14 protein-coding genes, 5 tRNA genes and 6 rRNA genes are annotated in these 26638 nt (G+C 57.2%); 20 read left to right on the forward strand and 5 right to left on the reverse strand.

Annotated elements, in window-relative coordinates; translation table 11 throughout:
- The first annotated feature begins 93 nt into the window (after positions 1-93).
- The 14 genes from tilS to CTR2_RS06315 all read left to right on the forward strand — a co-directional run bounded on the left by tilS (position 94) and on the right by CTR2_RS06315 (position 14820).
- Positions 94-1098, forward strand: coding sequence for a tRNA lysidine(34) synthetase TilS (tilS, locus tag CTR2_RS06250; protein ID WP_409021384.1), 1005 nt, complete (start codon positions 94-96; stop codon positions 1096-1098).
- A gap of 93 nt (positions 1099-1191) precedes the next feature.
- Positions 1192-2457: an aspartate kinase gene (locus tag CTR2_RS06255; RefSeq protein ID WP_003057587.1), complete on the forward strand. Its 1266-nt coding sequence runs from the start codon at positions 1192-1194 to the stop codon at positions 2455-2457.
- A 54-nt stretch (positions 2458-2511) separates the two neighbouring features.
- Positions 2512-2604: transfer RNA gene (locus CTR2_RS06260), tRNA-Ser, on the forward strand.
- A gap of 343 nt (positions 2605-2947) precedes the next feature.
- Positions 2948-4480 (forward strand): 16S ribosomal RNA (locus tag CTR2_RS06265).
- Between the two features lie 93 nt (positions 4481-4573).
- Positions 4574-4650: transfer RNA gene (locus tag CTR2_RS06270), tRNA-Ile, on the forward strand.
- A 28-nt stretch (positions 4651-4678) separates the two neighbouring features.
- Positions 4679-4754, forward strand: a tRNA-Ala gene (locus CTR2_RS06275).
- Between the two features lie 371 nt (positions 4755-5125).
- A 23S ribosomal RNA gene (locus CTR2_RS06280) occupies positions 5126-8003 on the forward strand.
- Positions 8004-8169: 166 nt separating this feature from the next.
- Positions 8170-8282: ribosomal RNA gene (rrf, locus tag CTR2_RS06285) — 5S ribosomal RNA — on the forward strand.
- A 352-nt stretch (positions 8283-8634) separates the two neighbouring features.
- A 16S ribosomal RNA gene (locus CTR2_RS06290) occupies positions 8635-10167 on the forward strand.
- Between the two features lie 93 nt (positions 10168-10260).
- Positions 10261-10337, forward strand: a tRNA-Ile gene (locus tag CTR2_RS06295).
- A 28-nt stretch (positions 10338-10365) separates the two neighbouring features.
- Positions 10366-10441: transfer RNA gene (locus CTR2_RS06300), tRNA-Ala, on the forward strand.
- Between the two features lie 371 nt (positions 10442-10812).
- A 23S ribosomal RNA gene (locus CTR2_RS06305) occupies positions 10813-13690 on the forward strand.
- A gap of 166 nt (positions 13691-13856) precedes the next feature.
- Positions 13857-13969, forward strand: a 5S ribosomal RNA gene (gene rrf / locus CTR2_RS06310).
- The 16S, 23S and 5S rRNA genes sit together here with 5 tRNA genes alongside, the layout of an rRNA operon.
- Positions 13970-14073: 104 nt before the next feature.
- Positions 14074-14820: a 16S rRNA pseudouridine(516) synthase gene (locus CTR2_RS06315; protein ID WP_087086108.1), complete on the forward strand. Its 747-nt coding sequence runs from the start codon at positions 14074-14076 to the stop codon at positions 14818-14820.
- A 64-nt stretch (positions 14821-14884) separates the two neighbouring features.
- On the opposite strand, the gene CTR2_RS06320 is transcribed toward CTR2_RS06315, so the two are convergent.
- Entirely contained in the window at positions 14885-15697 is an 813-nt protein-coding gene (locus CTR2_RS06320; RefSeq protein WP_087086082.1) for a DNA/RNA non-specific endonuclease, read from the reverse strand.
- Here CTR2_RS06320 and CTR2_RS06325 point away from each other — a divergent pair.
- Complete coding sequence (locus tag CTR2_RS06325; RefSeq protein WP_176391773.1) at positions 15687-15872, forward strand: hypothetical protein; 186 nt, start codon at positions 15687-15689, stop codon at positions 15870-15872. The two genes, CTR2_RS06320 and CTR2_RS06325, sit on opposite strands and share 11 nt — an antisense overlap.
- Positions 15873-15964: 92 nt before the next feature.
- Here CTR2_RS06325 and CTR2_RS06330 read toward each other — a convergent pair whose 3' ends face one another.
- From CTR2_RS06330 to CTR2_RS06345, 4 genes are read right to left on the reverse strand one after another with little or no spacing between them, the layout of a single operon-like run.
- The gene (locus CTR2_RS06330) at positions 15965-16732 is read right to left on the reverse strand and encodes a hypothetical protein (RefSeq protein WP_087086081.1); all 768 of its coding nucleotides are present in this window, start codon (positions 16730-16732) and stop codon (positions 15965-15967) included.
- A gap of 12 nt (positions 16733-16744) precedes the next feature.
- Positions 16745-17185: an RNA-binding S4 domain-containing protein gene (locus CTR2_RS06335; RefSeq protein ID WP_034362959.1), complete on the reverse strand. Its 441-nt coding sequence runs from the start codon at positions 17183-17185 to the stop codon at positions 16745-16747.
- 32 nt (positions 17186-17217) lie between these two features.
- Positions 17218-18693, reverse strand: coding sequence for a sensor histidine kinase (locus CTR2_RS06340; RefSeq protein ID WP_087086080.1), 1476 nt, complete (start codon positions 18691-18693; stop codon positions 17218-17220).
- Complete coding sequence (locus CTR2_RS06345; protein ID WP_087086079.1) at positions 18690-19391, reverse strand: response regulator; 702 nt, start codon at positions 19389-19391, stop codon at positions 18690-18692. Before CTR2_RS06345 ends, CTR2_RS06340 begins: the two co-directional genes overlap by 4 nt.
- Positions 19392-19526: 135 nt before the next feature.
- On the opposite strand from CTR2_RS06345, the gene CTR2_RS06350 reads away from it, so the two are divergent.
- The 5 genes from CTR2_RS06350 (at position 19527) to CTR2_RS06370 (ending at position 26605) form a co-directional block, all read left to right on the forward strand.
- Positions 19527-20492, forward strand: coding sequence for a Bug family tripartite tricarboxylate transporter substrate binding protein (locus tag CTR2_RS06350; RefSeq protein ID WP_087086078.1), 966 nt, complete (start codon positions 19527-19529; stop codon positions 20490-20492).
- Between the two features lie 225 nt (positions 20493-20717).
- The gene (locus CTR2_RS06355; protein ID WP_087086077.1) at positions 20718-21311 is read left to right on the forward strand and encodes a tripartite tricarboxylate transporter TctB family protein; all 594 of its coding nucleotides are present in this window, start codon (positions 20718-20720) and stop codon (positions 21309-21311) included.
- Positions 21311-22828 carry a tripartite tricarboxylate transporter permease gene (locus CTR2_RS06360; RefSeq protein WP_003068815.1) on the forward strand — a complete coding sequence of 506 codons (1518 nt, stop codon included), beginning with the start codon at positions 21311-21313 and terminating at the stop codon, positions 22826-22828. The genes CTR2_RS06355 and CTR2_RS06360 overlap by 1 nt, the downstream gene beginning before the upstream one ends.
- A 188-nt stretch (positions 22829-23016) precedes the next feature.
- Positions 23017-24531 carry a sigma-54 interaction domain-containing protein gene (locus CTR2_RS06365; RefSeq protein WP_087086107.1) on the forward strand — a complete coding sequence of 505 codons (1515 nt, stop codon included), beginning with the start codon at positions 23017-23019 and terminating at the stop codon, positions 24529-24531.
- An 85-nt stretch (positions 24532-24616) separates the two neighbouring features.
- Positions 24617-26605 (forward strand): acetoacetate--CoA ligase, encoded by a 1989-nt coding sequence (locus tag CTR2_RS06370; protein ID WP_087086076.1) that lies wholly within the window; start codon positions 24617-24619, stop codon positions 26603-26605.
- Positions 26606-26638 lie beyond the last annotated feature (33 nt).

Below are 26638 nucleotides of genomic sequence, written 5' to 3' on the forward strand. Positions count from 1 at the left end.
TTTTTGCCGAAAGGCTTGGGGTGAGATGCGCTTCTAGGCCCTTCTGGGTAAGCGCTAGCTGCTATTGAATTTAAAGTAGGGAGTCTGTTGTTCATGCAAGCCCAGTCAGATGCTGACTTGTTGCGGGCCTCGGCTGCTCGGGTGGATGCGGCGATGGCGGCATTTGAGCCGCAGCTGCCACTGGTCGTGGCCTTCAGCGGCGGAGCGGATTCGTCGGCCCTGCTTCTGGCTTGCCATGCGCGCTGGCCGGGGCAGGTGAGGGCGATTCATGTGCACCATGGTTTGCAGGCAGCAGCTGATGAATTTCAGCGCCATTGTGAGCAACTGTGTGCCCGGCACGGCATTGCCCTCAAGGTCTGCGCCATCGATGCGCGCAATGTGCAAGGCCAAAGTCCCGAAGATGCGGCGCGCCAGGGGCGTTATGCGGCCCTGATTCAGGCGGCCCGGCAGCCTTGGCTCGATGCGCAGGGCACTGCGCTGGCTTCGGTGAGCTCCATGGCGCTGGCCCAGCATGCCGACGATCAGGTCGAGACCTTGCTGCTGGCGCTCTCGCGCGGTGCCGGTGTGGCCGGTCTGGCGGCCATGCCAGGGCATTGGCAAAGAGCAGGGTTGGAGTGGTTCAGACCCTTGCTGGAGGTGCCGGGGCAGGCGCTGCGCGACTGGTTGCGGCTGAGGGACTTGAGCTGGGTCGAGGATCCGACGAATACCGATCAGGGCTATACGCGCAATCGCATTCGGGCTCAGCTGCTGCCGGTGCTGGAGCAGGTCTTTCCGCAATTTCGCAGCACGTTTGCACGCAGCAGCGCCCATTGTGCCCAGGCATCGCAGCTGTTGGACCAGCAGGCGGCGGCAGATCTGCAACTGGTGGGGGTACCGCCTGCCATCAAGGCGCTGCAGAGTTTGAGCGAGCTGCGTCTGGGTAATGTCCTGCGTTATTGGTTGCGCACCGAGCATGGCACGACGCCGACGGCGGCCCAGCTTGCGCAGCTCATGGCACAGCTCGGCGTTTGCACTACGCGAGGGCACCGCATCCACATCAAGGTGGGGCGAGGTTTTGTGGAGCGCCAGGGGGCAAGTCTCGGTTGGTACAATTCCTAGGTTTTGGTTTTTTTACCTGTACGAAAACCGCCGGCGCGCCAAAACCTTTGTGATCTGCGCCGTGGCTGCTGTTTCGTCACCCTTTAGTATCCAATGGCACTGATCGTTCATAAATACGGCGGCACCTCGATGGGCTCGACAGAGCGCATCCGCAACGTCGCCAAGCGTGTGGCCAAATGGGCTCGGGCAGGTCACCAGTTGGTGGTTGTGCCCAGCGCCATGAGTGGCGAAACCAACCGTTTGCTGGGTCTGGCCAGCGAACTGGCTCCCAGCCACGCCAAGAGTTCGTACTATCGTGAGCTTGATATGCTGGCCGCCACTGGCGAGCAGGCATCCTCGGCGCTGCTGGCCATTGCGCTGCAGGCCGAAGGCATGGAATCCGTCAGCTATGCAGGCTGGCAAGTGCCCGTGCGCACCGATAGCAGCTACACCAAGGCTCGCATCGAGTCCATCGATGACAAGCGCGTGCGCGCCGACCTCGAGGCAGGTCGTGTCGTGATCGTGACCGGCTTCCAGGGTATCGATCCCGAAGGCAATATCACCACGCTGGGGCGTGGCGGCTCCGATACTTCGGCCGTGGCCGTGGCTGCCGCCCTGAAGGCTGCCGAATGCCTGATCTATACCGATGTGGATGGCGTCTACACCACCGATCCCCGTGTGGTGCCTGCTGCCAAGCGCCTGGGTACGGTGAGCTTTGAGGAAATGCTGGAAATGGCCAGCCTGGGCTCCAAGGTGCTGCAAATCCGTTCCGTGGAGTTTGCAGGCAAGTACAAGGTGCCCATGCGCGTGCTGTCGAGCTTCACGCCCTGGGATATCGATCTGGAAGAAGAAGCCAAGTCCGGCACGCTGATTACTTTTGAGGAAGACGAAAAAATGGAAAAGGCTGTCGTATCCGGCATCGCTTTCAACCGTGGCGAGGCCAAGATCTCCGTTCTGGGCGTGCCTGATACCCCTGGTGTGGCTGCTGCCATCCTGGGTCCCGTGGCTGATGCCAACATCGAAGTCGATGTGATCATCCAGAACATCTCCAAGGACGGCAAGACCGACTTCAGCTTCACCGTGAGCCAGGGCGACTACCAGCGCGCCATGGAGCTGCTGCGTGAAAGCGTTGTTCCTGCACTGGGTGCTTCCGAAGTGGTGGGTAATCCCAATATCGCCAAGGTCAGCATCGTCGGCATCGGCATGCGCAGCCATGTGGGCGTGGCTTCCACCATGTTCCGTGCTCTGAGCAAGGAAGGCGTGAACATCCAGATGATCTCGACCTCCGAGATCAAGACTTCGGTCGTGATCGACGAGAAGTACCTGGAACTGGCCGTGCGTTCCCTGCACACAGCCTTTGGTTTGGACAAAAGCGAATAATTTTCGCAACTTTCCAAAAACGAACAAAAAAGCTGTTTACAATAGCGTCATTCCGGAAACGTGACCGAGTGGCCGAAGGTGCTCCCCTGCTAAGGGAGTATGGGGTGTAGAGCCTCATCGAGGGTTCGAATCCCTCCGTTTCCGCCAAATCAAAGAAAAAGCCGAAAGGCTTTTTCTTTTTGTCAAGACCCTCTGGGTCTTGACAAAAAGTTTCAAACTTTGATTTGAGTCTGGTAAAAAACAGGCTACAATCCAAGGCTTCGCTGATCGCAGCAAGCAACGAGATTTAAGATCAGAGTTTCTGATTTTGCACTCGGTTCCTTAAAAAAATACAGCCGATAAGCGTGGGCGTTTGAGGGCAAGCAGCCAGTTCTTCGGAACAAAACTCTTCGGAGTTATCAAACGCTCACAAAAACAGTAATGAGGAAGAATTTATTCTTCTTGATTCCGTCAAGTGAGTGAGCAGTCGAAAGACTTTAAATTCAAGATCGAACTATAGAGTTTGATCCTGGCTCAGATTGAACGCTGGCGGCATGCTTTACACATGCAAGTCGAACGGTAACAGGTCTTCGGATGCTGACGAGTGGCGAACGGGTGAGTAATACATCGGAACGTGCCTAGTAGTGGGGGATAACTACTCGAAAGAGTAGCTAATACCGCATGAGATCTACGGATGAAAGCAGGGGACCTTCGGGCCTTGTGCTACTAGAGCGGCTGATGGCAGATTAGGTAGTTGGTGGGGTAAAGGCTTACCAAGCCTGCGATCTGTAGCTGGTCTGAGAGGACGACCAGCCACACTGGGACTGAGACACGGCCCAGACTCCTACGGGAGGCAGCAGTGGGGAATTTTGGACAATGGGCGAAAGCCTGATCCAGCAATGCCGCGTGCAGGATGAAGGCCCTCGGGTTGTAAACTGCTTTTGTACGGAACGAAAAGCCTGGGGCTAATATCCCCGGGTCATGACGGTACCGTAAGAATAAGCACCGGCTAACTACGTGCCAGCAGCCGCGGTAATACGTAGGGTGCAAGCGTTAATCGGAATTACTGGGCGTAAAGCGTGCGCAGGCGGTTTTGTAAGACAGTGGTGAAATCCCCGGGCTCAACCTGGGAACTGCCATTGTGACTGCAAGGCTAGAGTGCGGCAGAGGGGGATGGAATTCCGCGTGTAGCAGTGAAATGCGTAGATATGCGGAGGAACACCGATGGCGAAGGCAATCCCCTGGGCCTGCACTGACGCTCATGCACGAAAGCGTGGGGAGCAAACAGGATTAGATACCCTGGTAGTCCACGCCCTAAACGATGTCAACTGGTTGTTGGGTCTTAACTGACTCAGTAACGAAGCTAACGCGTGAAGTTGACCGCCTGGGGAGTACGGCCGCAAGGTTGAAACTCAAAGGAATTGACGGGGACCCGCACAAGCGGTGGATGATGTGGTTTAATTCGATGCAACGCGAAAAACCTTACCCACCTTTGACATGGCAGGAACTTACCAGAGATGGTTTGGTGCTCGAAAGAGAACCTGCACACAGGTGCTGCATGGCTGTCGTCAGCTCGTGTCGTGAGATGTTGGGTTAAGTCCCGCAACGAGCGCAACCCTTGCCATTAGTTGCTACATTCAGTTGAGCACTCTAATGGGACTGCCGGTGACAAACCGGAGGAAGGTGGGGATGACGTCAAGTCCTCATGGCCCTTATAGGTGGGGCTACACACGTCATACAATGGCTGGTACAAAGGGTTGCCAACCCGCGAGGGGGAGCTAATCCCATAAAGCCAGTCGTAGTCCGGATCGCAGTCTGCAACTCGACTGCGTGAAGTCGGAATCGCTAGTAATCGTGGATCAGAATGTCACGGTGAATACGTTCCCGGGTCTTGTACACACCGCCCGTCACACCATGGGAGCGGGTCTCGCCAGAAGTAGGTAGCCTAACCGTAAGGAGGGCGCTTACCACGGCGGGGTTCGTGACTGGGGTGAAGTCGTAACAAGGTAGCCGTATCGGAAGGTGCGGCTGGATCACCTCCTTTCTGGAAAAATGCTGCTTCAAATTGAACGTCCACACTTATCGGTTGTTGGAACAAGCCAGGTGGCCTGCTGAGTAACAGCGGGTTGCATGGAATGGGTCTGTAGCTCAGCTGGTTAGAGCACTGTGTTGATAACGCAGGGGTCGTTGGTTCGAGCCCAACTAGACCCACCAAGATTCCAATATCTGGTCAGAGGATCCCGGGGGATTAGCTCAGCTGGGAGAGCACCTGCTTTGCAAGCAGGGGGTCGTCGGTTCGATCCCGTCATCCTCCACCAAAAATGATAGCGCTAATGGTGCTATAATCGAAGGCTTCCCAATACAAAAGCAGTCTTGCAAAGACTGCTTTTGTATTGATCGAAACGTCGATCAATTGGCTGTTCTTTAAAAATTCATAGAGTCGAAATCAGCGTTGCTGGTGGAAAGCGCAAACCAAGGTTTGTGCACCGTGCCGCCAGCAACATTTTGATTGCGTCAAAACAGATATTTTGCGAATGCAAATTTATCTAGTAATGACGAATATTCTCTAAGCTGCATTGAAAGATGCAGCCAAAGATATTCACATTACGGCATAACGCGTGAGGTGCAAGACCTCACCAGTCTTTGAACACCAGGCTTTGATTCTCGCTAAGAGAGTCCAAAGTTATAGGGTCAAGTGACTAAGAGCATATGGTGGATGCCTTGGCGATGATAGGCGACGAAAGACGTGATAGCCTGCGATAAGCTTCGGGGAGCTGGCAAATAAGCTTTGATCCGGAGATTTCTGAATGGGGGAACCCACCTCGCAAGAGGTATCGTGCACTGAATACATAGGTGCACGAAGCGAACCTGGAGAACTGAAACATCTAAGTACCCAGAGGAAAAGACATCAACCGAGATTCCGATAGTAGTGGCGAGCGAATTCGGAAGAGCCTTGCAGTGATAGTCGATCAGTTAACAAAACGGCATGGAAAGGCCGACCATAGTGGGTGATAGTCCCGTATGTGAAAACCGATCGGTGGTACTAGGCTGCAGACAAGTAGGGCGGGGCACGAGAAACCCTGTCTGAATATGGGGGGACCATCCTCCAAGGCTAAATACTCATCATCGACCGATAGTGAACCAGTACCGTGAGGGAAAGGCGAAAAGAACCCCGGGAGGGGAGTGAAATAGATCCTGAAACCGTATGCTTACAAAAAGTCGGAGCCCTTAGGGGTGACGGCGTACCTTTTGTATAATGGGTCAGCGACTTACATTCAGTGGCAAGCTTAACCGAATAGGGGAGGCGAAGAGAAATCGAGTCCGAATAGGGCGACTAGTCGCTGGGTGTAGACCCGAAACCAAGTGATCTATCCATGGCCAGGATGAAGGTGCCGTAACAGGTACTGGAGGTCCGAACCCACTAATGTTGCAAAATTAGGGGATGAGCTGTGGATAGGGGTGAAAGGCTAAACAAACTTGGAAATAGCTGGTTCTCTCCGAAAACTATTTAGGTAGTGCCTCAAGTATTACCGTCGGGGGTAGAGCACTGTTTAGGCTAGGGGGTCATGGCGACTTACCAAACCTATGCAAACTCCGAATACCGACGAGTACAGCTTGGGAGACAGAGCACCGGGTGCTAACGTCCGGACTCAAGAGGGAAACAACCCAGACCGCCAGCTAAGGTCCCTAAAACGGGCTAAGTGGGAAACGAAGTGGGAAGGCTAAAACAGTCAGGATGTTGGCTTAGAAGCAGCCATCATTTAAAGAAAGCGTAATAGCTCACTGATCGAGTCGTCCTGCGCGGAAGATGTAACGGGGCTAAGCCAGTTACCGAAGCTGCGGATTTGCAATTTATTGCAAGTGGTAGGAGAGCGTTCTGTAAGCCTGTGAAGGTGTCTGGTAACGGATGCTGGAGGTATCAGAAGTGCGAATGCTGACATGAGTAGCGTTAAAGGGGGTGAAAAGCCCCCTCGCCGTAAGCGCAAGGTTTCCTACGCAACGTTCATCGGCGTAGGGTGAGTCGGCCCCTAAGGCGAGGCAGAGATGCGTAGCTGATGGGAAACAGGTCAATATTCCTGTACCGATCAATAGTGCGATGTGGGGACGGAGAAGGTTAGCTCAGCCAACTGTTGGATATGTTGGTTCAAGCCTGTAGTCGTGCCTGGTAGGCAAATCCGCCAGGCTTAGATGAGGGGTGATAACGAGTCTGCTTGCAGACGAAGTGAGTGATACCCTGCTTCCAGGAAAAGCCACTAAGCTTCAGCTATTGACGACCGTACCGCAAACCGACACTGGTGCGCGAGATGAGTATTCTAAGGCGCTTGAGAGAACTCAGGAGAAGGAACTCGGCAAATTGACACCGTAACTTCGGGAGAAGGTGTACCCCAAGTAAGTGAAGTTGTACAAACGGAGCTCAAAGGGGTTGCAAAAAATTGGTGGCTGCGACTGTTTAATAAAAACACAGCACTCTGCAAACACGAAAGTGGACGTATAGGGTGTGACGCCTGCCCGGTGCTGGAAGATTAAATGATGGGGTGCAAGCTCTTGATTGAAGTCCCAGTAAACGGCGGCCGTAACTATAACGGTCCTAAGGTAGCGAAATTCCTTGTCGGGTAAGTTCCGACCTGCACGAATGGCGTAACGATGGCCACACTGTCTCCTCCTGAGACTCAGCGAAGTTGAAATGTTTGTGATGATGCAATCTCCCCGCGGAAAGACGGAAAGACCCCATGAACCTTTACTGTAGCTTTGTATTGGACTTTGAACGGATCTGTGTAGGATAGGTGGGAGGCTTTGAAGTGCGGTCGCTAGATCGCATGGAGCCGACGTTGAAATACCACCCTGGTGCGTTTGAGGTTCTAACCTGGATCCATTATCTGGATCGGGGACAGTGCATGGTAGGCAGTTTGACTGGGGCGGTCTCCTCCCAAAGCGTAACGGAGGAGTTCGAAGGTACGCTAGTTACGGTCGGACATCGTGACGATAGTGCAATGGCATAAGCGTGCTTAACTGCGAGACTGACAAGTCGAGCAGATGCGAAAGCAGGACATAGTGATCCGGTGGTTCTGTATGGAAGGGCCATCGCTCAACGGATAAAAGGTACTCTGGGGATAACAGGCTGATACCGCCCAAGAGTTCATATCGACGGCGGTGTTTGGCACCTCGATGTCGGCTCATCTCATCCTGGGGCTGTAGTCGGTCCCAAGGGTATGGCTGTTCGCCATTTAAAGAGGTACGTGAGCTGGGTTTAAAACGTCGTGAGACAGTTTGGTCCCTATCTTCCGTGGGCGCTGCAGATTTGAGGAAGCCTGCTCCTAGTACGAGAGGACCGGAGTGGACACACCTCTGGTGTACCTGTTGTCACGCCAGTGGCATCGCAGGGTAGCTAAGTGTGGAAGAGATAACCGCTGAAAGCATCTAAGCGGGAAACTCGTTTCAAGATGAGATCTGCCGGGGCCTTGAGCCCCCTGAAGGGTCGTTGTAGACCACGACGTTGATAGGCTGGGTGTGGAAGCGCAGTAATGCGTTAAGCTAACCAGTACTAATTGCCCGTGCGGCTTGACCCTATAACTTTGGGTAAGCCTGGAAAAATGAAAAGACAGAACGCAAGTTCTAGTTATGCCGAAAAGGCGCAATCGAAAAGCTGATGAAGACTCTATGAATTCGTTGGACTGAAGGTGAGCGAGATTAAGAAGTTAATCGAGGCGCCGTCAATCTGACAAAAAGTTTATGCCTGATGACCATAGCAAGTTGGTACCACTCCTTCCCATCCCGAACAGGACAGTGAAACGACTTTGCGCCGATGATAGTGCGGGTTCCCGTGTGAAAGTAGGTCATCGTCAGGCTCTTACGCCAAAACGCCTGGCTCACGCCAGGCGTTTTCTTCTCCCTCCTTGTGCTGAGGGGTGAGAAGAAAACGCAAAAACGTTTTAAAAGTACTGTGAAAACAGTGCTACAATAGAAGGCTTCGCTGATCGCAGCAAGCAACGAGATTCAAGATCGGGATTTTTGATTTTGCACTCGGTTCCTTAAAAAAATACAGCCGATAAGCGTGGGCGTTTGAGGGCAAGCAGCCAGTTCTTCGGAACAAAACTCTTCGGAGTTATCAAACGCTCACAAAAACAGTAATGAGGAAGAATTTATTCTTCTTGATTCCGTCAAGTGAGTGAGCAGTCGAAAGACTTTAAATTCAAGATCGAACTATAGAGTTTGATCCTGGCTCAGATTGAACGCTGGCGGCATGCTTTACACATGCAAGTCGAACGGTAACAGGTCTTCGGATGCTGACGAGTGGCGAACGGGTGAGTAATACATCGGAACGTGCCTAGTAGTGGGGGATAACTACTCGAAAGAGTAGCTAATACCGCATGAGATCTACGGATGAAAGCAGGGGACCTTCGGGCCTTGTGCTACTAGAGCGGCTGATGGCAGATTAGGTAGTTGGTGGGGTAAAGGCTTACCAAGCCTGCGATCTGTAGCTGGTCTGAGAGGACGACCAGCCACACTGGGACTGAGACACGGCCCAGACTCCTACGGGAGGCAGCAGTGGGGAATTTTGGACAATGGGCGAAAGCCTGATCCAGCAATGCCGCGTGCAGGATGAAGGCCCTCGGGTTGTAAACTGCTTTTGTACGGAACGAAAAGCCTGGGGCTAATATCCCCGGGTCATGACGGTACCGTAAGAATAAGCACCGGCTAACTACGTGCCAGCAGCCGCGGTAATACGTAGGGTGCAAGCGTTAATCGGAATTACTGGGCGTAAAGCGTGCGCAGGCGGTTTTGTAAGACAGTGGTGAAATCCCCGGGCTCAACCTGGGAACTGCCATTGTGACTGCAAGGCTAGAGTGCGGCAGAGGGGGATGGAATTCCGCGTGTAGCAGTGAAATGCGTAGATATGCGGAGGAACACCGATGGCGAAGGCAATCCCCTGGGCCTGCACTGACGCTCATGCACGAAAGCGTGGGGAGCAAACAGGATTAGATACCCTGGTAGTCCACGCCCTAAACGATGTCAACTGGTTGTTGGGTCTTAACTGACTCAGTAACGAAGCTAACGCGTGAAGTTGACCGCCTGGGGAGTACGGCCGCAAGGTTGAAACTCAAAGGAATTGACGGGGACCCGCACAAGCGGTGGATGATGTGGTTTAATTCGATGCAACGCGAAAAACCTTACCCACCTTTGACATGGCAGGAACTTACCAGAGATGGTTTGGTGCTCGAAAGAGAACCTGCACACAGGTGCTGCATGGCTGTCGTCAGCTCGTGTCGTGAGATGTTGGGTTAAGTCCCGCAACGAGCGCAACCCTTGCCATTAGTTGCTACATTCAGTTGAGCACTCTAATGGGACTGCCGGTGACAAACCGGAGGAAGGTGGGGATGACGTCAAGTCCTCATGGCCCTTATAGGTGGGGCTACACACGTCATACAATGGCTGGTACAAAGGGTTGCCAACCCGCGAGGGGGAGCTAATCCCATAAAGCCAGTCGTAGTCCGGATCGCAGTCTGCAACTCGACTGCGTGAAGTCGGAATCGCTAGTAATCGTGGATCAGAATGTCACGGTGAATACGTTCCCGGGTCTTGTACACACCGCCCGTCACACCATGGGAGCGGGTCTCGCCAGAAGTAGGTAGCCTAACCGCAAGGAGGGCGCTTACCACGGCGGGGTTCGTGACTGGGGTGAAGTCGTAACAAGGTAGCCGTATCGGAAGGTGCGGCTGGATCACCTCCTTTCTGGAAAAATGCTGCTTCAAATTGAACGTCCACACTTATCGGTTGTTGGAACAAGCCAGGTGGCCTGCTGAGTAACAGCGGGTTGCATGGAATGGGTCTGTAGCTCAGCTGGTTAGAGCACTGTGTTGATAACGCAGGGGTCGTTGGTTCGAGCCCAACTAGACCCACCAAGATTCCAATATCTGGTCAGAGGATCCCGGGGGATTAGCTCAGCTGGGAGAGCACCTGCTTTGCAAGCAGGGGGTCGTCGGTTCGATCCCGTCATCCTCCACCAAAAATGATAGCGCTAATGGTGCTATAATCGAAGGCTTCCCAATACAAAAGCAGTCTTGCAAAGACTGCTTTTGTATTGATCGAAACGTCGATCAATTGGCTGTTCTTTAAAAATTCATAGAGTCGAAATCAGCGTTGCTGGTGGAAAGCGCAAACCAAGGTTTGTGCACCGTGCCGCCAGCAACATTTTGATTGCGTCAAAACAGATATTTTGCGAATGCAAATTTATCTAGTAATGACGAATATTCTCTAAGCTGCATTGAAAGATGCAGCCAAAGATATTCACATTACGGCATAACGCGTGAGGTGCAAGACCTCACCAGTCTTTGAACACCAAGCTTTGATTCTCGCTAAGAGAGTCCAAAGTTATAGGGTCAAGTGACTAAGAGCATATGGTGGATGCCTTGGCGATGATAGGCGACGAAAGACGTGATAGCCTGCGATAAGCTTCGGGGAGCTGGCAAATAAGCTTTGATCCGGAGATTTCTGAATGGGGGAACCCACCTCGCAAGAGGTATCGTGCACTGAATACATAGGTGCACGAAGCGAACCTGGAGAACTGAAACATCTAAGTACCCAGAGGAAAAGACATCAACCGAGATTCCGATAGTAGTGGCGAGCGAATTCGGAAGAGCCTTGCAGTGATAGTCGATCAGTTAACAAAACGGCATGGAAAGGCCGACCATAGTGGGTGATAGTCCCGTATGTGAAAACCGATCGGTGGTACTAGGCTGCAGACAAGTAGGGCGGGGCACGAGAAACCCTGTCTGAATATGGGGGGACCATCCTCCAAGGCTAAATACTCATCATCGACCGATAGTGAACCAGTACCGTGAGGGAAAGGCGAAAAGAACCCCGGGAGGGGAGTGAAATAGATCCTGAAACCGTATGCTTACAAAAAGTCGGAGCCCTTAGGGGTGACGGCGTACCTTTTGTATAATGGGTCAGCGACTTACATTCAGTGGCAAGCTTAACCGAATAGGGGAGGCGAAGAGAAATCGAGTCCGAATAGGGCGACTAGTCGCTGGGTGTAGACCCGAAACCAAGTGATCTATCCATGGCCAGGATGAAGGTGCCGTAACAGGTACTGGAGGTCCGAACCCACTAATGTTGCAAAATTAGGGGATGAGCTGTGGATAGGGGTGAAAGGCTAAACAAACTTGGAAATAGCTGGTTCTCTCCGAAAACTATTTAGGTAGTGCCTCAAGTATTACCGTCGGGGGTAGAGCACTGTTTAGGCTAGGGGGTCATGGCGACTTACCAAACCTATGCAAACTCCGAATACCGACGAGTACAGCTTGGGAGACAGAGCACCGGGTGCTAACGTCCGGACTCAAGAGGGAAACAACCCAGACCGCCAGCTAAGGTCCCTAAAACGGGCTAAGTGGGAAACGAAGTGGGAAGGCTAAAACAGTCAGGATGTTGGCTTAGAAGCAGCCATCATTTAAAGAAAGCGTAATAGCTCACTGATCGAGTCGTCCTGCGCGGAAGATGTAACGGGGCTAAGCCAGTTACCGAAGCTGCGGATTTGCAATTTATTGCAAGTGGTAGGAGAGCGTTCTGTAAGCCTGTGAAGGTGTCTGGTAACGGATGCTGGAGGTATCAGAAGTGCGAATGCTGACATGAGTAGCGTTAAAGGGGGTGAAAAGCCCCCTCGCCGTAAGCGCAAGGTTTCCTACGCAACGTTCATCGGCGTAGGGTGAGTCGGCCCCTAAGGCGAGGCAGAGATGCGTAGCTGATGGGAAACAGGTCAATATTCCTGTACCGATCAATAGTGCGATGTGGGGACGGAGAAGGTTAGCTCAGCCAACTGTTGGATATGTTGGTTCAAGCCTGTAGTCGTGCCTGGTAGGCAAATCCGCCAGGCTTAGATGAGGGGTGATAACGAGTCTGCTTGCAGACGAAGTGAGTGATACCCTGCTTCCAGGAAAAGCCACTAAGCTTCAGCTATTGACGACCGTACCGCAAACCGACACTGGTGCGCGAGATGAGTATTCTAAGGCGCTTGAGAGAACTCAGGAGAAGGAACTCGGCAAATTGACACCGTAACTTCGGGAGAAGGTGTACCCCAAGTAAGTGAAGTTGTACAAACGGAGCTCAAAGGGGTTGCAAAAAATTGGTGGCTGCGACTGTTTAATAAAAACACAGCACTCTGCAAACACGAAAGTGGACGTATAGGGTGTGACGCCTGCCCGGTGCTGGAAGATTAAATGATGGGGTGCAAGCTCTTGATTGAAGTCCCAGTAAACGGCGGCCGTAACTATAACGGTCCTAAGGTAGCGAAATTCCTTGTCGGGTAAGTTCCGACCTGCACGAATGGCGTAACGATGGCCACACTGTCTCCTCCTGAGACTCAGCGAAGTTGAAATGTTTGTGATGATGCAATCTCCCCGCGGAAAGACGGAAAGACCCCATGAACCTTTACTGTAGCTTTGTATTGGACTTTGAACGGATCTGTGTAGGATAGGTGGGAGGCTTTGAAGTGCGGTCGCTAGATCGCATGGAGCCGACGTTGAAATACCACCCTGGTGCGTTTGAGGTTCTAACCTGGATCCATTATCTGGATCGGGGACAGTGCATGGTAGGCAGTTTGACTGGGGCGGTCTCCTCCCAAAGCGTAACGGAGGAGTTCGAAGGTACGCTAGTTACGGTCGGACATCGTGACGATAGTGCAATGGCATAAGCGTGCTTAACTGCGAGACTGACAAGTCGAGCAGATGCGAAAGCAGGACATAGTGATCCGGTGGTTCTGTATGGAAGGGCCATCGCTCAACGGATAAAAGGTACTCTGGGGATAACAGGCTGATACCGCCCAAGAGTTCATATCGACGGCGGTGTTTGGCACCTCGATGTCGGCTCATCTCATCCTGGGGCTGTAGTCGGTCCCAAGGGTATGGCTGTTCGCCATTTAAAGAGGTACGTGAGCTGGGTTTAAAACGTCGTGAGACAGTTTGGTCCCTATCTTCCGTGGGCGCTGCAGATTTGAGGAAGCCTGCTCCTAGTACGAGAGGACCGGAGTGGACACACCTCTGGTGTACCTGTTGTCACGCCAGTGGCATCGCAGGGTAGCTAAGTGTGGAAGAGATAACCGCTGAAAGCATCTAAGCGGGAAACTCGTTTCAAGATGAGATCTGCCGGGGCCTTGAGCCCCCTGAAGGGTCGTTGTAGACCACGACGTTGATAGGCTGGGTGTGGAAGCGCAGTAATGCGTTAAGCTAACCAGTACTAATTGCCCGTGCGGCTTGACCCTATAACTTTGGGTAAGCCTGGAAAAACAAAAGACAGAACGTAAGTTCTAGTTATGCCGAAAAGGCGCAATCGAAAAGCTGATTGAAGACTCTATGAATTCGTTGGACTGAAGGTGAGCGAGATTAAGAAGTTAATCGAGGCGCCGTCAATCTGACAAAAAGTTTATGCCTGATGACCATAGCAAGTTGGTACCACTCCTTCCCATCCCGAACAGGACAGTGAAACGACTTTGCGCCGATGATAGTGCGGGTTCCCGTGTGAAAGTAGGTCATCGTCAGGCTCTTACAGTGAAAACCCCGTAGTCGAAAGATTACGGGGTTTTTTATTTGATCAATCGGTATTCTTGATATTGCTTGCGCAGTAGCGGACATGGAAAGGATGAGCATGCAGCTGCAGGACATGTTGTATTCACAGGGCTTTGGCATTCGCCGTGTGTGTTCCGGCTTGGTGCAGCAAGGCTGGGTGGAGATATGGAACCCGCAGACCTCTGACTGGGAGAAGATCCTGGATTCCACCCAGCAGGTGGATCCCGAAGGTCTGCGCTTCAGGGTGCAAGGCGTGGAGTGGGAGTATCACGAGCTGGGTTATGTGCTGCTGAACAAGCCTGCCGGCACCGAGTGCTCGCAAAAACCATCGGCCTATCCCAGCATCTATACCTTGCTGCCGGCTCCGCTGCGTCAACGACCCAACAAAGGGGCGGTGCAAGGTGTTCAGGCGGTGGGGCGCCTGGACCAGGATACGACGGGCATGTTGCTGCTCAGCGACGATGGCCAGTTCATCCATCGCATGTCGTCGCCCAAAAAGCATGTCTCCAAGGTTTACCGGGTGACTTGCAAGCATCCGGTGGATGCCAAGCAGATACAGCGGCTGCTGGATGGTGTCGTGCTCGATGATGATCCCAAGCCCGTCAAGGCAGCGGCCTGCGAGCAGGTGGACAGCCATGTACTGGATCTGACGCTGACCGAGGGCAAGTATCACCAGGTCAAGCGCATGATTGCGGCTGTGAGCAACCGGGTCGAAGGTCTGCATCGCAGAAGAATCGGCGGCATGGAGCTGCCCGCCGAGCTGGAGCCCGGCCAATGGCGCTGGCTGACAGCGGATGAGCTGGAATTGTTCAAGCCGGGCAAGTAAGACAAGCAAGATAAAAAGCCTGCTGGCTTGCGCCAGCAGGCTTTTTCATTGGGGGCACGGGAAATCAGTGTCGCTGCGCAGGGAGCATGGATGTCTGCTGGAGCCTGCCCGAGGCTTGCAGCGCAGCGCCGGGCAGGAACTCGATGCCGGTGCGGCGCACCAGCTCCGCGTAGCTGATGGGCTCGGTGACGCGGGCTGCATCATCATTGGCCTGCCAGTGCGCCCAGGCACGCTGGCTCTGAGCGTCATAAACCAGCTTGTAGAGAAAGCTGGGCACACGTACCTGGTTGTGGCCGACGGAGGCTGCACCGGCATCAAAGACCGGGCCGGTGATGATGTAGACATCGCCCTGGGCCCGTTGCGCATAGCTGCGCGTGTCTTTTTCGATGCGGGCCCAGGGGCCGCCGTTCTGCTTGATGGACTGGGGCACCATATTGGCCAGCGAGAAGCTCTGGGCCATGGCCTGTGCGGTCGGCATGTCGCCAGCGGGAGCCATGTGGCCGCGTGAGTAGCCGGAGCGCTTGTAGTCGTCCAGCTCGGCGCGTTCATCGCGGGGCAGGCGGGCGTCGCTGTAGAACTTGTTGGTGCGCTTTTCGTCGGCATCGGCGACCAGAGCCTTGTTCAGGCGCTGAGCGACGAAGACGGGGGTCTTGCTCTGGCCGCTGTGCAGCACGGCAAACGCGTCATAGCACAGCGTACGCAGCTTGGGCTGATCGCTGAGCACGGGAGCTTTGCCGTTGGCAAAGAACTGTGGGCATTGCTCGAAGCCCTGGGTGCTGCGCGTGGGATTGCTGATCTGGATGAGCGGTGCGGGGCTGGCCGTTGCCGAGGGCGCAGGCATCCTGGCGGAGCAGGCCACGCTGCTGATGGCCAGCATTGCGATGCCGGCATGGCGCAGCCATGGCGGGATTCGTGAGCAGGAAGAGGAAAGCGGTGCTGAAAAAGCGGAAGACATGCGCGAAAAGGCCGAGGGAGATGAAAAGAGTGCCAGCAGCCCAGGCGCAGGTGCGAGTCTGGCCGTCCTCGATAATGATCGATTGCTACTTGAATAAGAGCTGCTTGCGCAAGCTTTGAAAGCTTTGTAATAAAGCGCTAAGTGCTCATATTTTATGAGAGATGGGCTTTGCCACAGCCCATCCCCGGCTCAGGTCGCCAAGCTGCGAATCCCCGAGGGCACTCCATGCATGAGCAGGATCTGCAGTGCGGCGTGGGTCTGCAGATGCAGTTGCCTGAGCGCCTCATCTTTCTGGGGCGGCAAAATGTACTGGCCCTGTGCGTTCCTGGCGTAGGGCTTGCCCAGAATGTCGGCCATATCGATCTGGTAGTAGCTGCGGTCGCCATACGGCCGCTTGCCATCGATATAGGGCAAGGGCCAGATCGCCTGGCCGTCTTCCTCCTCGGCCAAAACATAAGGCAGGTCATCGGTACCGACTTCTCGCCACAGGGCGGCATGCAGCAGCGTCAGGTGTTCGGGACGAAAGTCGAAGCTGCTGTCTGGTGCCTGGCCTGAGAAGTCGGGCGGCAAGGCATAGCGACCGGGCGCCAAGGTGGCGGTGGCCACAAACTCCGGCAGCCAAAGGCAGACCTCGGCCAAGAGCCGGGTGGCCAGAGCAGGATCGTGACTGCGCAGCACCTGCAGGGCTGTGTCGAGGGTGGACAGATCGCCGCCAAAGGGCTGCACGGGATCGAAGCCGGGCGCCCCCGACTCTATGGGCATCCACTGCACCCGCAGCAGGCGTATCAGCTGCAGATGCTGGGCGCTCAGTGGCGGCAGCGCCTGGCTGAAGACGGTCTGGATCACGGATCGACGTTCGGTACTACCCTGACGCTTGCGTAGCCACGACCAACTCAAGGTGCCGGTTGCTGCAACTGCAAGGGTGGAGAGCGTGGAGATCAGCAGCCTGCGCTTCATGGGCGAAGGCTTTCAGTCATCGATGGAAGCGCTCCAGCGGTCGCCCCAGCCGCTGCGGTCCTGGCGCACGCGATCGATTTCGCGACGGTCGCGTTTGGTGGGGCGGCCGGTGTGCTGGGCCGCCAGTGCTTCGGCGGGCTCGGGGGCCAGACGTCGCTGCTCGGCCAGTTGCTCTCGCTGGGCAATGCTTTGCGCTGTTTCCTCGTACAGCTGTTGGGCCACGGGCGCAGGGCCGCGCATGCCGCTGAGTCCGCGCACAATCACTTCCCTGGGAATATTGCCCTGGCGCAGGTGGATATGGTCACCCGGGCGGATTTCACGCGAGGCCTTGGCATTGGCGTTGTTGACCGTGACCCGGCCTTTGCCAATTTCCTCCACAGCCAGGCTGCGGGTCTTGTAGAACCGCGCGCACCACAGCCATTTGTCCAGACGCATGGATTCAGTTTCACTCATATCGGTATTTTGCGGCGTGAAAGGATGGCGATTCAAGTCAGAGCAGTATCCATGTCCTGGGCATCGCCATTGTGCAGGGGCAGCTGAATCAGCGCCTGCAGGCCACGCACACGGCCGAGTTCGTCGTGCAGATTGCGCAGCTCGATCTGGCCGCCCAGGGTTTGCACGATTTCCTGGCAGATGGCCAGGCCCAGGCCCGAGCCGCTGCGCGCGTTGCCCGCCGAAAAAGGCTGGAACAGCCGCTGGGCCAGTTCATCGTCGATGCCGCTGCCGCTGTCTTCGATACTCAGCTGCGCCATGCCGTCGTGCGCGCGCACATCGACCTGCAGACTCCCGTGCCTGGGGGTGTGGCGTATGGCGTTGTGCAGCAGGTTTCGGGTCAGCTCGCGCAGCATCCATTCATGGGCGGCCACGCAGCAGGCCCGGGTTTCGATGCCGAAGTCCATGTCGTGATCGGCAATCAGCGGTGACAGCTCCAGCGCCACGTCGCGCACGATATCGTCGAGCTGGGCAAGCATGGCGCTGCTCTGGTTGCTGTCTTCCTGGCGTAGCTGCTCGACCTTGGCCAGGGCCAGCATCTGATTGGCGACGCGGGTGGCACGGTCCACGGTATCGTCAATCTCGGCAAAGGCCTGGGCCGGTGGGATATCGCCGCGCTTGGCAGACTGCACCTGAACCTTGAGCACGGCCAGGGGCGTGCGCAGCTGGTGCGAGGCGTCGCGCACAAAGCGCTTCTGATTGCTCAGCAGGCCTTGCAGGCGCTGCATGGTCTGGTTGGTGGCTTCCAGCAGAGGCTGGACTTCGCGCGGGACCTCGGGCGCAGCCAGCGGACTCAGATCCCCCTGGGCACGGCCCTGCAGGTCCTGGCTGAGCTGGCGTATGGGCTGGGTGGCGCGCTGTACCACGATGATGACGATCAGGGCGACGACCAGCACCAGCAGGGCCTGACGAATCAAGGTGTCACGCAGAATCTGCAAGGCCAGGGATTCGCGCAGTTCCAGGGTTTCGGCCACCTGGATCACGGCCATGCCGCGTCCGTTGGCACTGGCAACCGGCTGCAGCAGCACGGCTACACGCACGGGGTGGCCGCGAAACTCGTCGTCGTAGAAGTCCACCAGCGCCGCATAGGGCGGGCGCTGCGGAATCCTGCCGTTCCAGACAGGCAGCTCCTCGAAGCCAGAGATCAACTGTCCGTCCAGCGTGGAGACGCGGTAGAACATGCGGCTCTGGTTGTCAGCCTCGAAAATTTCCAGTGCCGAATAGGGAACGATGGCGCGCAACTGTGCCTGATCGTCGTATCCCGTGACGCCAATTTGCTCACTGATGCTTTTGGCCGAGGCCAGCAGGGTTCTGTCGTAAGCCGTGTGCAGCGATGCCAGGGTTTGCTGATAGAGGCTCCAGGCGTTGAGGGCAATCAGCGCCAGCACAGGCAGCAGGATGCCGGTGAGCAGCAGGCGCCGCAGCGACCAGGCTGTCTTGGGCCGCGTCCTTGCCGAAATGGCTGTCATGCCGCGGCCTCGGCCTTGACCAGATAGCCCAGTCCGCGCAGCGTGACCAGTTGCACGCCGGTGCCGCCCAGCTTTTTGCGCAGCCGGTAGGCCACGACTTCCACGGCCTCGTATTGCACATCGACCTCGCCGGGGAAGACAAGACTGAACAGCCGCTCCTTGGTGACCGCATGGCCGGGGCGGGCCAGCAACGCATGCATCATGGACAGCTCGCGCGGGGTCAGCTCCAGAACCTTGTCGTCGAGATAAATGGCGCCGCTTTCCTTTTCATAGCGCAATGCGCCCAGGGTGATGACTTCAGAGGCCGATCTGGGTGTGAAGCTATCCTGGCTGCGACGCAGCAGGGCGCGCAGGCGTGCTTCCAGTTCGTCGAGGTCAAAGGGCTTGGCCAGATAGTCGTCGGCACCGGCGTTCAGTCCCATGACGCGGTCGCCCACGGTACCGCGCGCGGTCAGGATCAGCACCGGTGTACGCAGGCCCAGGGCACGGGCGCGTTCCAGCACCTGCAGTCCGTCGAGGCCGGGCAGACTCAGATCCAGCACCACGGCATCGGGTTCGCGGGTCTGCCAATGGGCCAGGGCGCTGGGGCCGTCGGCCGCCACATCCACATGCAGCCCGCGGCGCATCAGGGTGCGCTGCAGCGTGGTGCGCATGGCGGAATCATCTTCAACAAGCAGTAATTGCATGTTGCCGAACATAGCACTGAGCTGCAAATGCGAAGACAAGTCGTGAAACTACCGGGCTTGCTTAAGGGATAGCCCTAGGTGATTGGACAGCCGTTTGACAGGCAGGCTGTCCATGATTGCACTCACCAACTACATAAGGAGTACATCATGCGTCGTGATACGTTTCTGAAGTCTCTGGCAGCCCTGGCGGCGGCCGGTGCTTTGCCCCTGTCGGCCCAGGCAGCGGCAGCCATCAAGATGATGCTGCCTGCCAACCCTGGTGGCGGCTGGGACACGACAGGCCGTGCCCTGGGCAAGGCCTTGCAGGACGCAGGTGTGGCTTCTTCCGTCACTTATGACAACAAGGGCGGCGCTGCTGGCGCCATCGGTCTGGCCCAGTTCGTCAATGGCAGCAAGGGCGATCCCAATGCCATGATGGTCATGGGCGCCGTGATGCTGGGCGGCATCATTACCGGCAAGCCTCCCGTCAACCTGAGCCAGGCTACGCCTTTGGCGCGCCTGACCAGCGAATACAACGTGTTTGTGCTGCCCGCCAATTCGCCCTACAAGAACATGGCGGAAGTGGTGGCCCAGCTCAAGAAGGACCCCGGCTCCATCAAGTGGGGCGGTGGCTCGCGCGGCTCCACCGAGCACATTGCTGCAGCCATGATCGCCCGTGAAGTGGGTGTGGACCCCGCCAAGATCAACTACGTGGCTTTCCGTGGGGGCGGCGAGGCCATCTCCGCCATTCTGGGTGGCAACGTCACTGTGGGCGGCAGTGGCTTCAGCGAGTTTGCAGAATACATCTCAACCGGCAAGATGAAGCCCATCGGCGTGACTTCGGCTCAGCGTCTCAAGGGTGCGGCGTCCAGCATTCCCACGCTCAAGGAGCAGGGCATCAATGTGGAAATCGGCAACTGGCGCGGTGTGTATGGCGCGCCCGGCATTTCCAAGGCTCAGCGCGACGAGCTGGTGGCCCAGATTGAAAAAGCCACCAAGAGCAAGGCCTGGGCTGAAGCGCTGCAAAAGAATGATTGGACACCTGCCTGGCTGAGCGGCGATGCCTTTGGCAAGTTCGTCGACGACGAGTTCGCCAGCCTGCGCGCCACCATGGCCAAGTCCGGCATGATCTGACGATCTCCAGGCCGCTGCGTTCTGCAGCGGCCTTTTCAGGACATGGCACAGGGCTGGCGACTTCAGCCCTGATCGCGTTGTGTGCTGCTGTTTTTCCCCCGCACTGATTGATGGTTTGCCCTAGCGGCGCAAGCCAGGGTTTGTGCAACCCCATGATGCCGTGAGAGCTGCTGGCAAGGTCGCTCTGACGGGTTCCGAAAACCATTGAAATCAAACACATTCATCATGTCTGATTCATTCCAAGATCTGGCCCGGGCAGCGGAGGCCGCACAGGTTTCGGCCTATGCAGACCCCGATGAGCCGCAAAGCCCCAATGTACCGTCCACAAGAGCACAAACCATTGTCGGTTCGGGCGTGCTGCTGGTCGCTGTTGGCCTGGCCGTCGGCGCACTGCAGATTCCTTCCGATTCGGGCTATGGCGGCGTCGGCCCCAACTTTCTGCCCTGGCTGTGCGCCATCGTGCTGGCCGTTTGCGGTGCGCTGCTGATTTGGGAAGCCCGAAGCGGCGGCTTTCGCCATGCGGCGGATCCTGGCGGCCATGCCAAGGCCGATATATTGTCCTTTGTCTGGGTTTCTGCAGGTCTGCTGATCAATGCTGCTTTGATTGGAACCGTCGGCTTTATCTTCAGCTGCACGATTTGCTATGTCTTGGCCGTGCAAGGTCTGCGCCGCGCCGCGCATCAGCCTCAGGCCTCTGAAATCGGTACCTGGGTGAAGGATGTGATCACTGGCTTGCTGATTTCAGCGCCCGTTTTCTGGATGTTTACTCAGTTCCTGGCAATCAATCTGCCTGGCTTGACTCAGACGGGGTGGCTGTAATGGATATCTTCAATGCTTTGATGGCAGGCTTTGCCACCGCCATCACGCCCGTCAATCTGTTGTGGGCTCTGGTGGGCTGTGCCCTGGGTACGGCTGTGGGCGTGCTGCCCGGTATCGGCCCGGCCGTGGCAGTGGCCATGCTGCTGCCCATCACCGCCAAGGTGGATGTGACGGCATCCATGATCTTTTTTGCCGGCATCTACTACGGTGCCATGTATGGCGGCTCGACCACCTCGATTCTGCTGAACACGCCCGGCGAAACGGCGTCCATGGTCACGGCCATGGAGGGCAACAAGATGGCCAAGAGCGGCCGAGCGGGCGCGGCGCTGGCAACTGCCGCCATCGGCTCGTTTGTCGCGGGGACCTTTGCCACCGTAGTGGTGACCCTGTTCGCTCCCTATGTCGCCGACTTTGCCGTGAAGCTGGGCCCGCCCGAGTACTTCATGCTGATGGTGCTGGCCTTCACCACCGTGAGCGCCGTGCTGGGCCAGAGTTCGCTGCGCGGCATGACGGCGCTGTTTGTCGGCCTGGCCGCTGGTTGCATAGGCATGGATCAGATCTCTGGCGCGGCGCGCTATACCGGCGGCAAGATGGAGCTGCTGGACGGCATCGATATCGTGCTGGTGGCCGTGGGGCTGTTTGCCGTGGCCGAAGTGCTGTATGCAGCCATGTATGAAGGCAAGGTCGAGGAGTCTCAGAACAAGCTGACTCGTGTACACATGACCAAGCGCGACTGGAAGCGTTCCTGGCCTGCCTGGATGCGCGGCACGCTGCTGGGTACACCGTTTGGCTGCATTCCCGCTGGCGGCACCGAGATCCCGACCTTTCTGAGCTACGCGACCGAGAAGAAGCTGGCCAAGGGTGAAGACAAGGCCGAGTTCGGCGGCAAGGGTGCCATCGAAGGCGTGGCCGGTCCGGAAGCCGCCAATAACGCGACCGTGACCGCGGCCCTGATTCCGCTGCTGACGCTGGGCATTCCCACCAGCAACACCACGGCCGTGCTGCTGGGCGCTTTCCAGAACTACGGCATCAACCCCGGTCCCCAGCTGTTTACTAGCTCTGCGGCCCTGGTCTGGGCGCTGATTGCCTCGCTGTATATCGGCAACGTGATGCTGCTGGTGCTCAACCTGCCCATGGTGGGTCTGTGGGTCAAGCTGTTGAAGATTCCGCGTCCCCAGCTGTATGCCGGCATCTTGATCTTTGCAACGGTCGGTGCCTACGGCATGCGCCAGAGCGCGTTCGATCTGTTCCTGCTCTACGGCATTGGCTTGCTCGGTGTGATCATGCGTCGCTTCGACTTCCCCACCGCACCCGTGGTGGTGGGCATGATCCTCGGCCCCTTGGCGGAAGCGCAGATGCGCAATGCAGTGTCGATCGGCGAAGGCAGCTGGTGGATCTTCCTGCAGCGTCCCATGTCGCTGACGCTGATCATCATCGTGCTGGCCGTGCTGATCATTCCCCGTGTGCTCAAGCGCCTGTCGGAGGCCAAGCAGGCCCGGGAGGCAAGCGCCGCCTGAGTCCCGTTTCCTAGCCTGCTGCGGGTGCTGTACGCATGGAGCCCGTTGCATTCATATCCCCTGTTCGGTGAGCTGGACAGGGGATTTTTTTATGTAGGTCGGCTAAAGCATTGGTTTGAATGCACTAGCTGGAGGTCTGTGCCGATGGTTTTGGGGCAATGTCGCCCTACCATGGCGCAATGATGGAAATGAGCCAACGGCTACCCAACGATTTCGCTTGCGAGCTGCCCGACGATGCCGACGGTATCTATGCATTGGCGGCACGGTCCATGTTTCAGCTGTTCTCGTCAATGAGCCAGGGCATGTTTCTGGTCGACAGAAGCGGGCGCATTGTCTGGGTCAACAAAGGCTACGAGCGTTTTTTGCCACGCCTGGGAGTAGCCGGTGTGGGCGATTTTCTCGGGCATAAGGTGGAGGAGGTCATCCCCAACACGCAGATGCGCAGCGTGCTGGAGACCGGCAAGCCGGTCTTGATCGATCTGCTGACCAACAGCGCCGGAACCTTTGTCGTCAGCCGCCTGCCGCTGCATGACGATGAAGGTGGCGTGATCGGTGCCATCGGCATTGTGCTGTTCGATCAGCCCGAGACGACCTTGCAGCCGTTGATCAGCAAGTTTGCGATGCTGCAGCGCGATCTCGATGAAGCGCGGCGCGAGCTGGCTGCCCAGCGCAGCCGCAGCCTGCAGGCGTCCGTACAAGGTTCGCGCCGCAGCAAATACAGCTTTGCCAGCTTTGTGGGCAGCAGCCCGGCTGCGGTCGAGGTCAAGCGCCAGGCGCGGCGGGCGGCCCAGTCCATGAGCCCGGTGCTGCTGCTGGGCGAGACCGGTACCGGCAAGGAGGTGCTGGCCCATGCCATCCATGCCGCATCGGCGCGGTCTGCCGGTCCTTTTGTGAGCGTCAATATCGCGGCCATTCCCGAAACGCTGCTGGAGGCCGAATTCTTCGGCGTGGCTCCGGGCGCATTCACCGGAGCCGACCGCAAGACGCGCGATGGCAAGTTCAAGCTCGCCGATGGCGGCACCCTGTTTCTCGACGAAATCGGCGACATGCCCGCCAGTCTGCAGGCCAAGCTGCTGCGGGCCTTGCAGGAGGGAGAGATCGAGCCGCTGGGCTCCAACCAGATCGTGCATTTCGATGTACGCGTGGTGGCCGCCACCTCTCGGGATCTGCTGCAGATGGTGCGCGACGGGCGCTTCCGGGAAGACCTGTTCTACCGGCTGCATGTGCTGCCCGTGCGCGTGCCGCCGCTGCGCGAGCGCAGCAGCGACATCCCGGCCCTGGTGGAAATGCTCTGCGAGGACCTGGCGCTGCGCAACGACATGGTTCCTCCGGAGCTGGGAAAGGGGGCACTGGAATTGCTGGTCGCACAGGCCTGGCGCGGCAATATTCGCGAACTGCGCAATGTGCTGGAGCAAGCCGCCATGCGCTGCGATGACTCGCACATTGATGCAGGCCTGCTGGCACAGGTGCTGCGCTCGTCTGGGGTAGAGCTGCAGGTTCCGCATCGGCAGCCCCTGGCGCAGGAACCCATGGCTGCGACGGGCGATCTGCTCAAGCCGCTTGCCGAGCAGATGGCCGAGCTCGAAGCCCGTGCGATAAGGGCCGCGATGCAGGCCCATGGAGGCAACAAGCTGGCCGTTGCAAGGACGCTCGGCATATCGCGCGCCAAGCTCTACGACCGGCTCGAGAAGCTGAATTTCTGAGTCATGCTAGGGATTGCCCTTGGTGGGTAGGACTTGGTTTGTTTTTATAGTTATAAAAAATATCTAATTTAAGTCCGGAGACAGCATGGCATTGGTACAAGGGCAGGAGTTGTGGAGGCCCACGCAGCAACAGCAGGAGCAAAGCGGCCTGTGGCATTACATGGACTGGCTGCGCGACAGCCGTGGCCGTGACTGTTCCGACTATGAGGCGCTGTGGCAATGGTCGGCGACGGATATCGAAGGCTTCTGGCGCTCCATCTGGGACTACTTCGACATTCAGGCCGATGGTGACCCGACGCAGGTGCTGGCCAGCCGCAAGATGCCAGGTGCCGAGTGGTTTCCCGAAACCCGGCTCAATTACGCCGAGCACATCTTCCGCCAGGCCAGCGATCAGCGTCCGGCCATCATTGCGCGCTGCGAGGGCCAGACTCCAGTCGAAGTCTCCTGGCAGCAGCTGCAGCGCGATGTGGGCGCCCTGGCGGCAAGCCTGCGCGGTCTGGGCATAGGGCGTGGCGATCGCGTGGTGGCCTATCTGCCCAATGTGCCGCAGACCGTGGTGGCATTTCTGGCCTGTGCCAGCATCGGCGCCATCTGGTCCAGCTGCGCGCCGGAGATGGGCGTTTCCGTGGTGCTGGACCGCTTCCAGCAGATTGCGCCCAAGCTGATTTTCGCGACCGACAGCTACACCTATGCCGGCAGGCAGTTCGACCGCCGTGAAGTGCTGGACGAAGTGCTCCGGGGTCTGCCCGATATCGCGCAGGTGATTCATGTGCCGGGGCCCTTGTTCGGCAGCGATGCCGGACATGCTGCCGTGCCCTGGCGTGACTGCATGAGCTGGGCGGATGCAACGCGCCATGCAGCGCCGCTGCAGTTCGAGCGCCTGCCGTTCTCCCATCCGCTATGGGTGGTCTACTCGTCGGGAACCACCGGCCTGCCCAAGGCCATGGTGCACAGCCATGGCGGCATCGTGCTCACCCATCTCAAGACCAATCGCCTGCAGCACGATGTGTTGCCCGGCGATCGCTTCATGTTCCTGGGCAGCACGGGCTGGATTGTCTGGAATCTGATGATAGGCAGCCTGCTGGCCGGCGCGACCGTGGTCCTGTCCGACGGTAACCCGACGGCGCCGAGCGACGATGCGCTCTGGGACTTCATAGACCAATACCAAGTCAGCATCTTCGGTTGCGGTGCGGCCTTCCTCACCAAGAGCATGAAGGATGGCGTCTCGCCGAAGAAGGGGCGCCAGTTCGAGAAGCTGCGCGCCATCAACTCCACGGGCTCGCCGCTGCCTCTCGATGCCTATGCCTGGGTCTACGAGAACGTCAAAAGCGATCTGTGGCTGGCTTCGATCAGCGGCGGCACGGATATCGCCTCGGGCTTTGTGGCCTGCGCGCCCATACTGCCGGTCAATGCGGGCGAGATCCAGTGCCGCGAACTGGGCGTGGCCGCACATGCCTTCAACGAACAGGGCCAGAAGGTGGTTGCCGAAGTCGGCGAGCTGGTGATTACCGAGCCCATGCCCTCCATGCCCGTGTTCTTCTGGAACGACGAGAGCGGGGCGCGCTACCACGACAGCTATTTCGACGTATTTGCCGGCTGCTGGCGCCATGGCGACTGGATCGAGTTCAGCGAGCGCGGCACGGCCGTGATCTACGGACGCTCGGACAGCACCATCAACCGCTTCGGCATACGCATGGGCACGGCGGAGATCTACCGTGTCGTCGAGGAACTCGACGCCGTCAAGGACAGCCTGGTGGTCGACCTCGAATACCTGGGTCGACCTTCCTTCATGCCGCTGTTCGTGACCCTGGCCGAAGGCCAGGCATTGACAGGCGAGCTGACCGCCCAGATCAAGAACGCCATCAAGACCAAGGCTTCGGCACGCCATGTGCCCAATGTGGTGGTTCAGGTGGCCGAGATTCCGCGCACCCTCACGGGCAAGAAGATGGAGGTGCCGGTGCGCAAGCTGCTGCTGGGCGCGGACGCCGCCAAGGTGGCCAGCCCCGATGCCATGGCCAATCCGTCCAGCATTGATTTCTTCATTCAATTTCGAGAGCAGGTACCGCAGGCGTGACAAGCGCTTGAGGCTGATTTGACTCAATATCCA

It is taken from the genome of Comamonas thiooxydans (assembly GCF_002157685.2).
GTDB lineage: Bacteria > Pseudomonadota > Gammaproteobacteria > Burkholderiales > Burkholderiaceae_C > Comamonas > Comamonas testosteroni_H.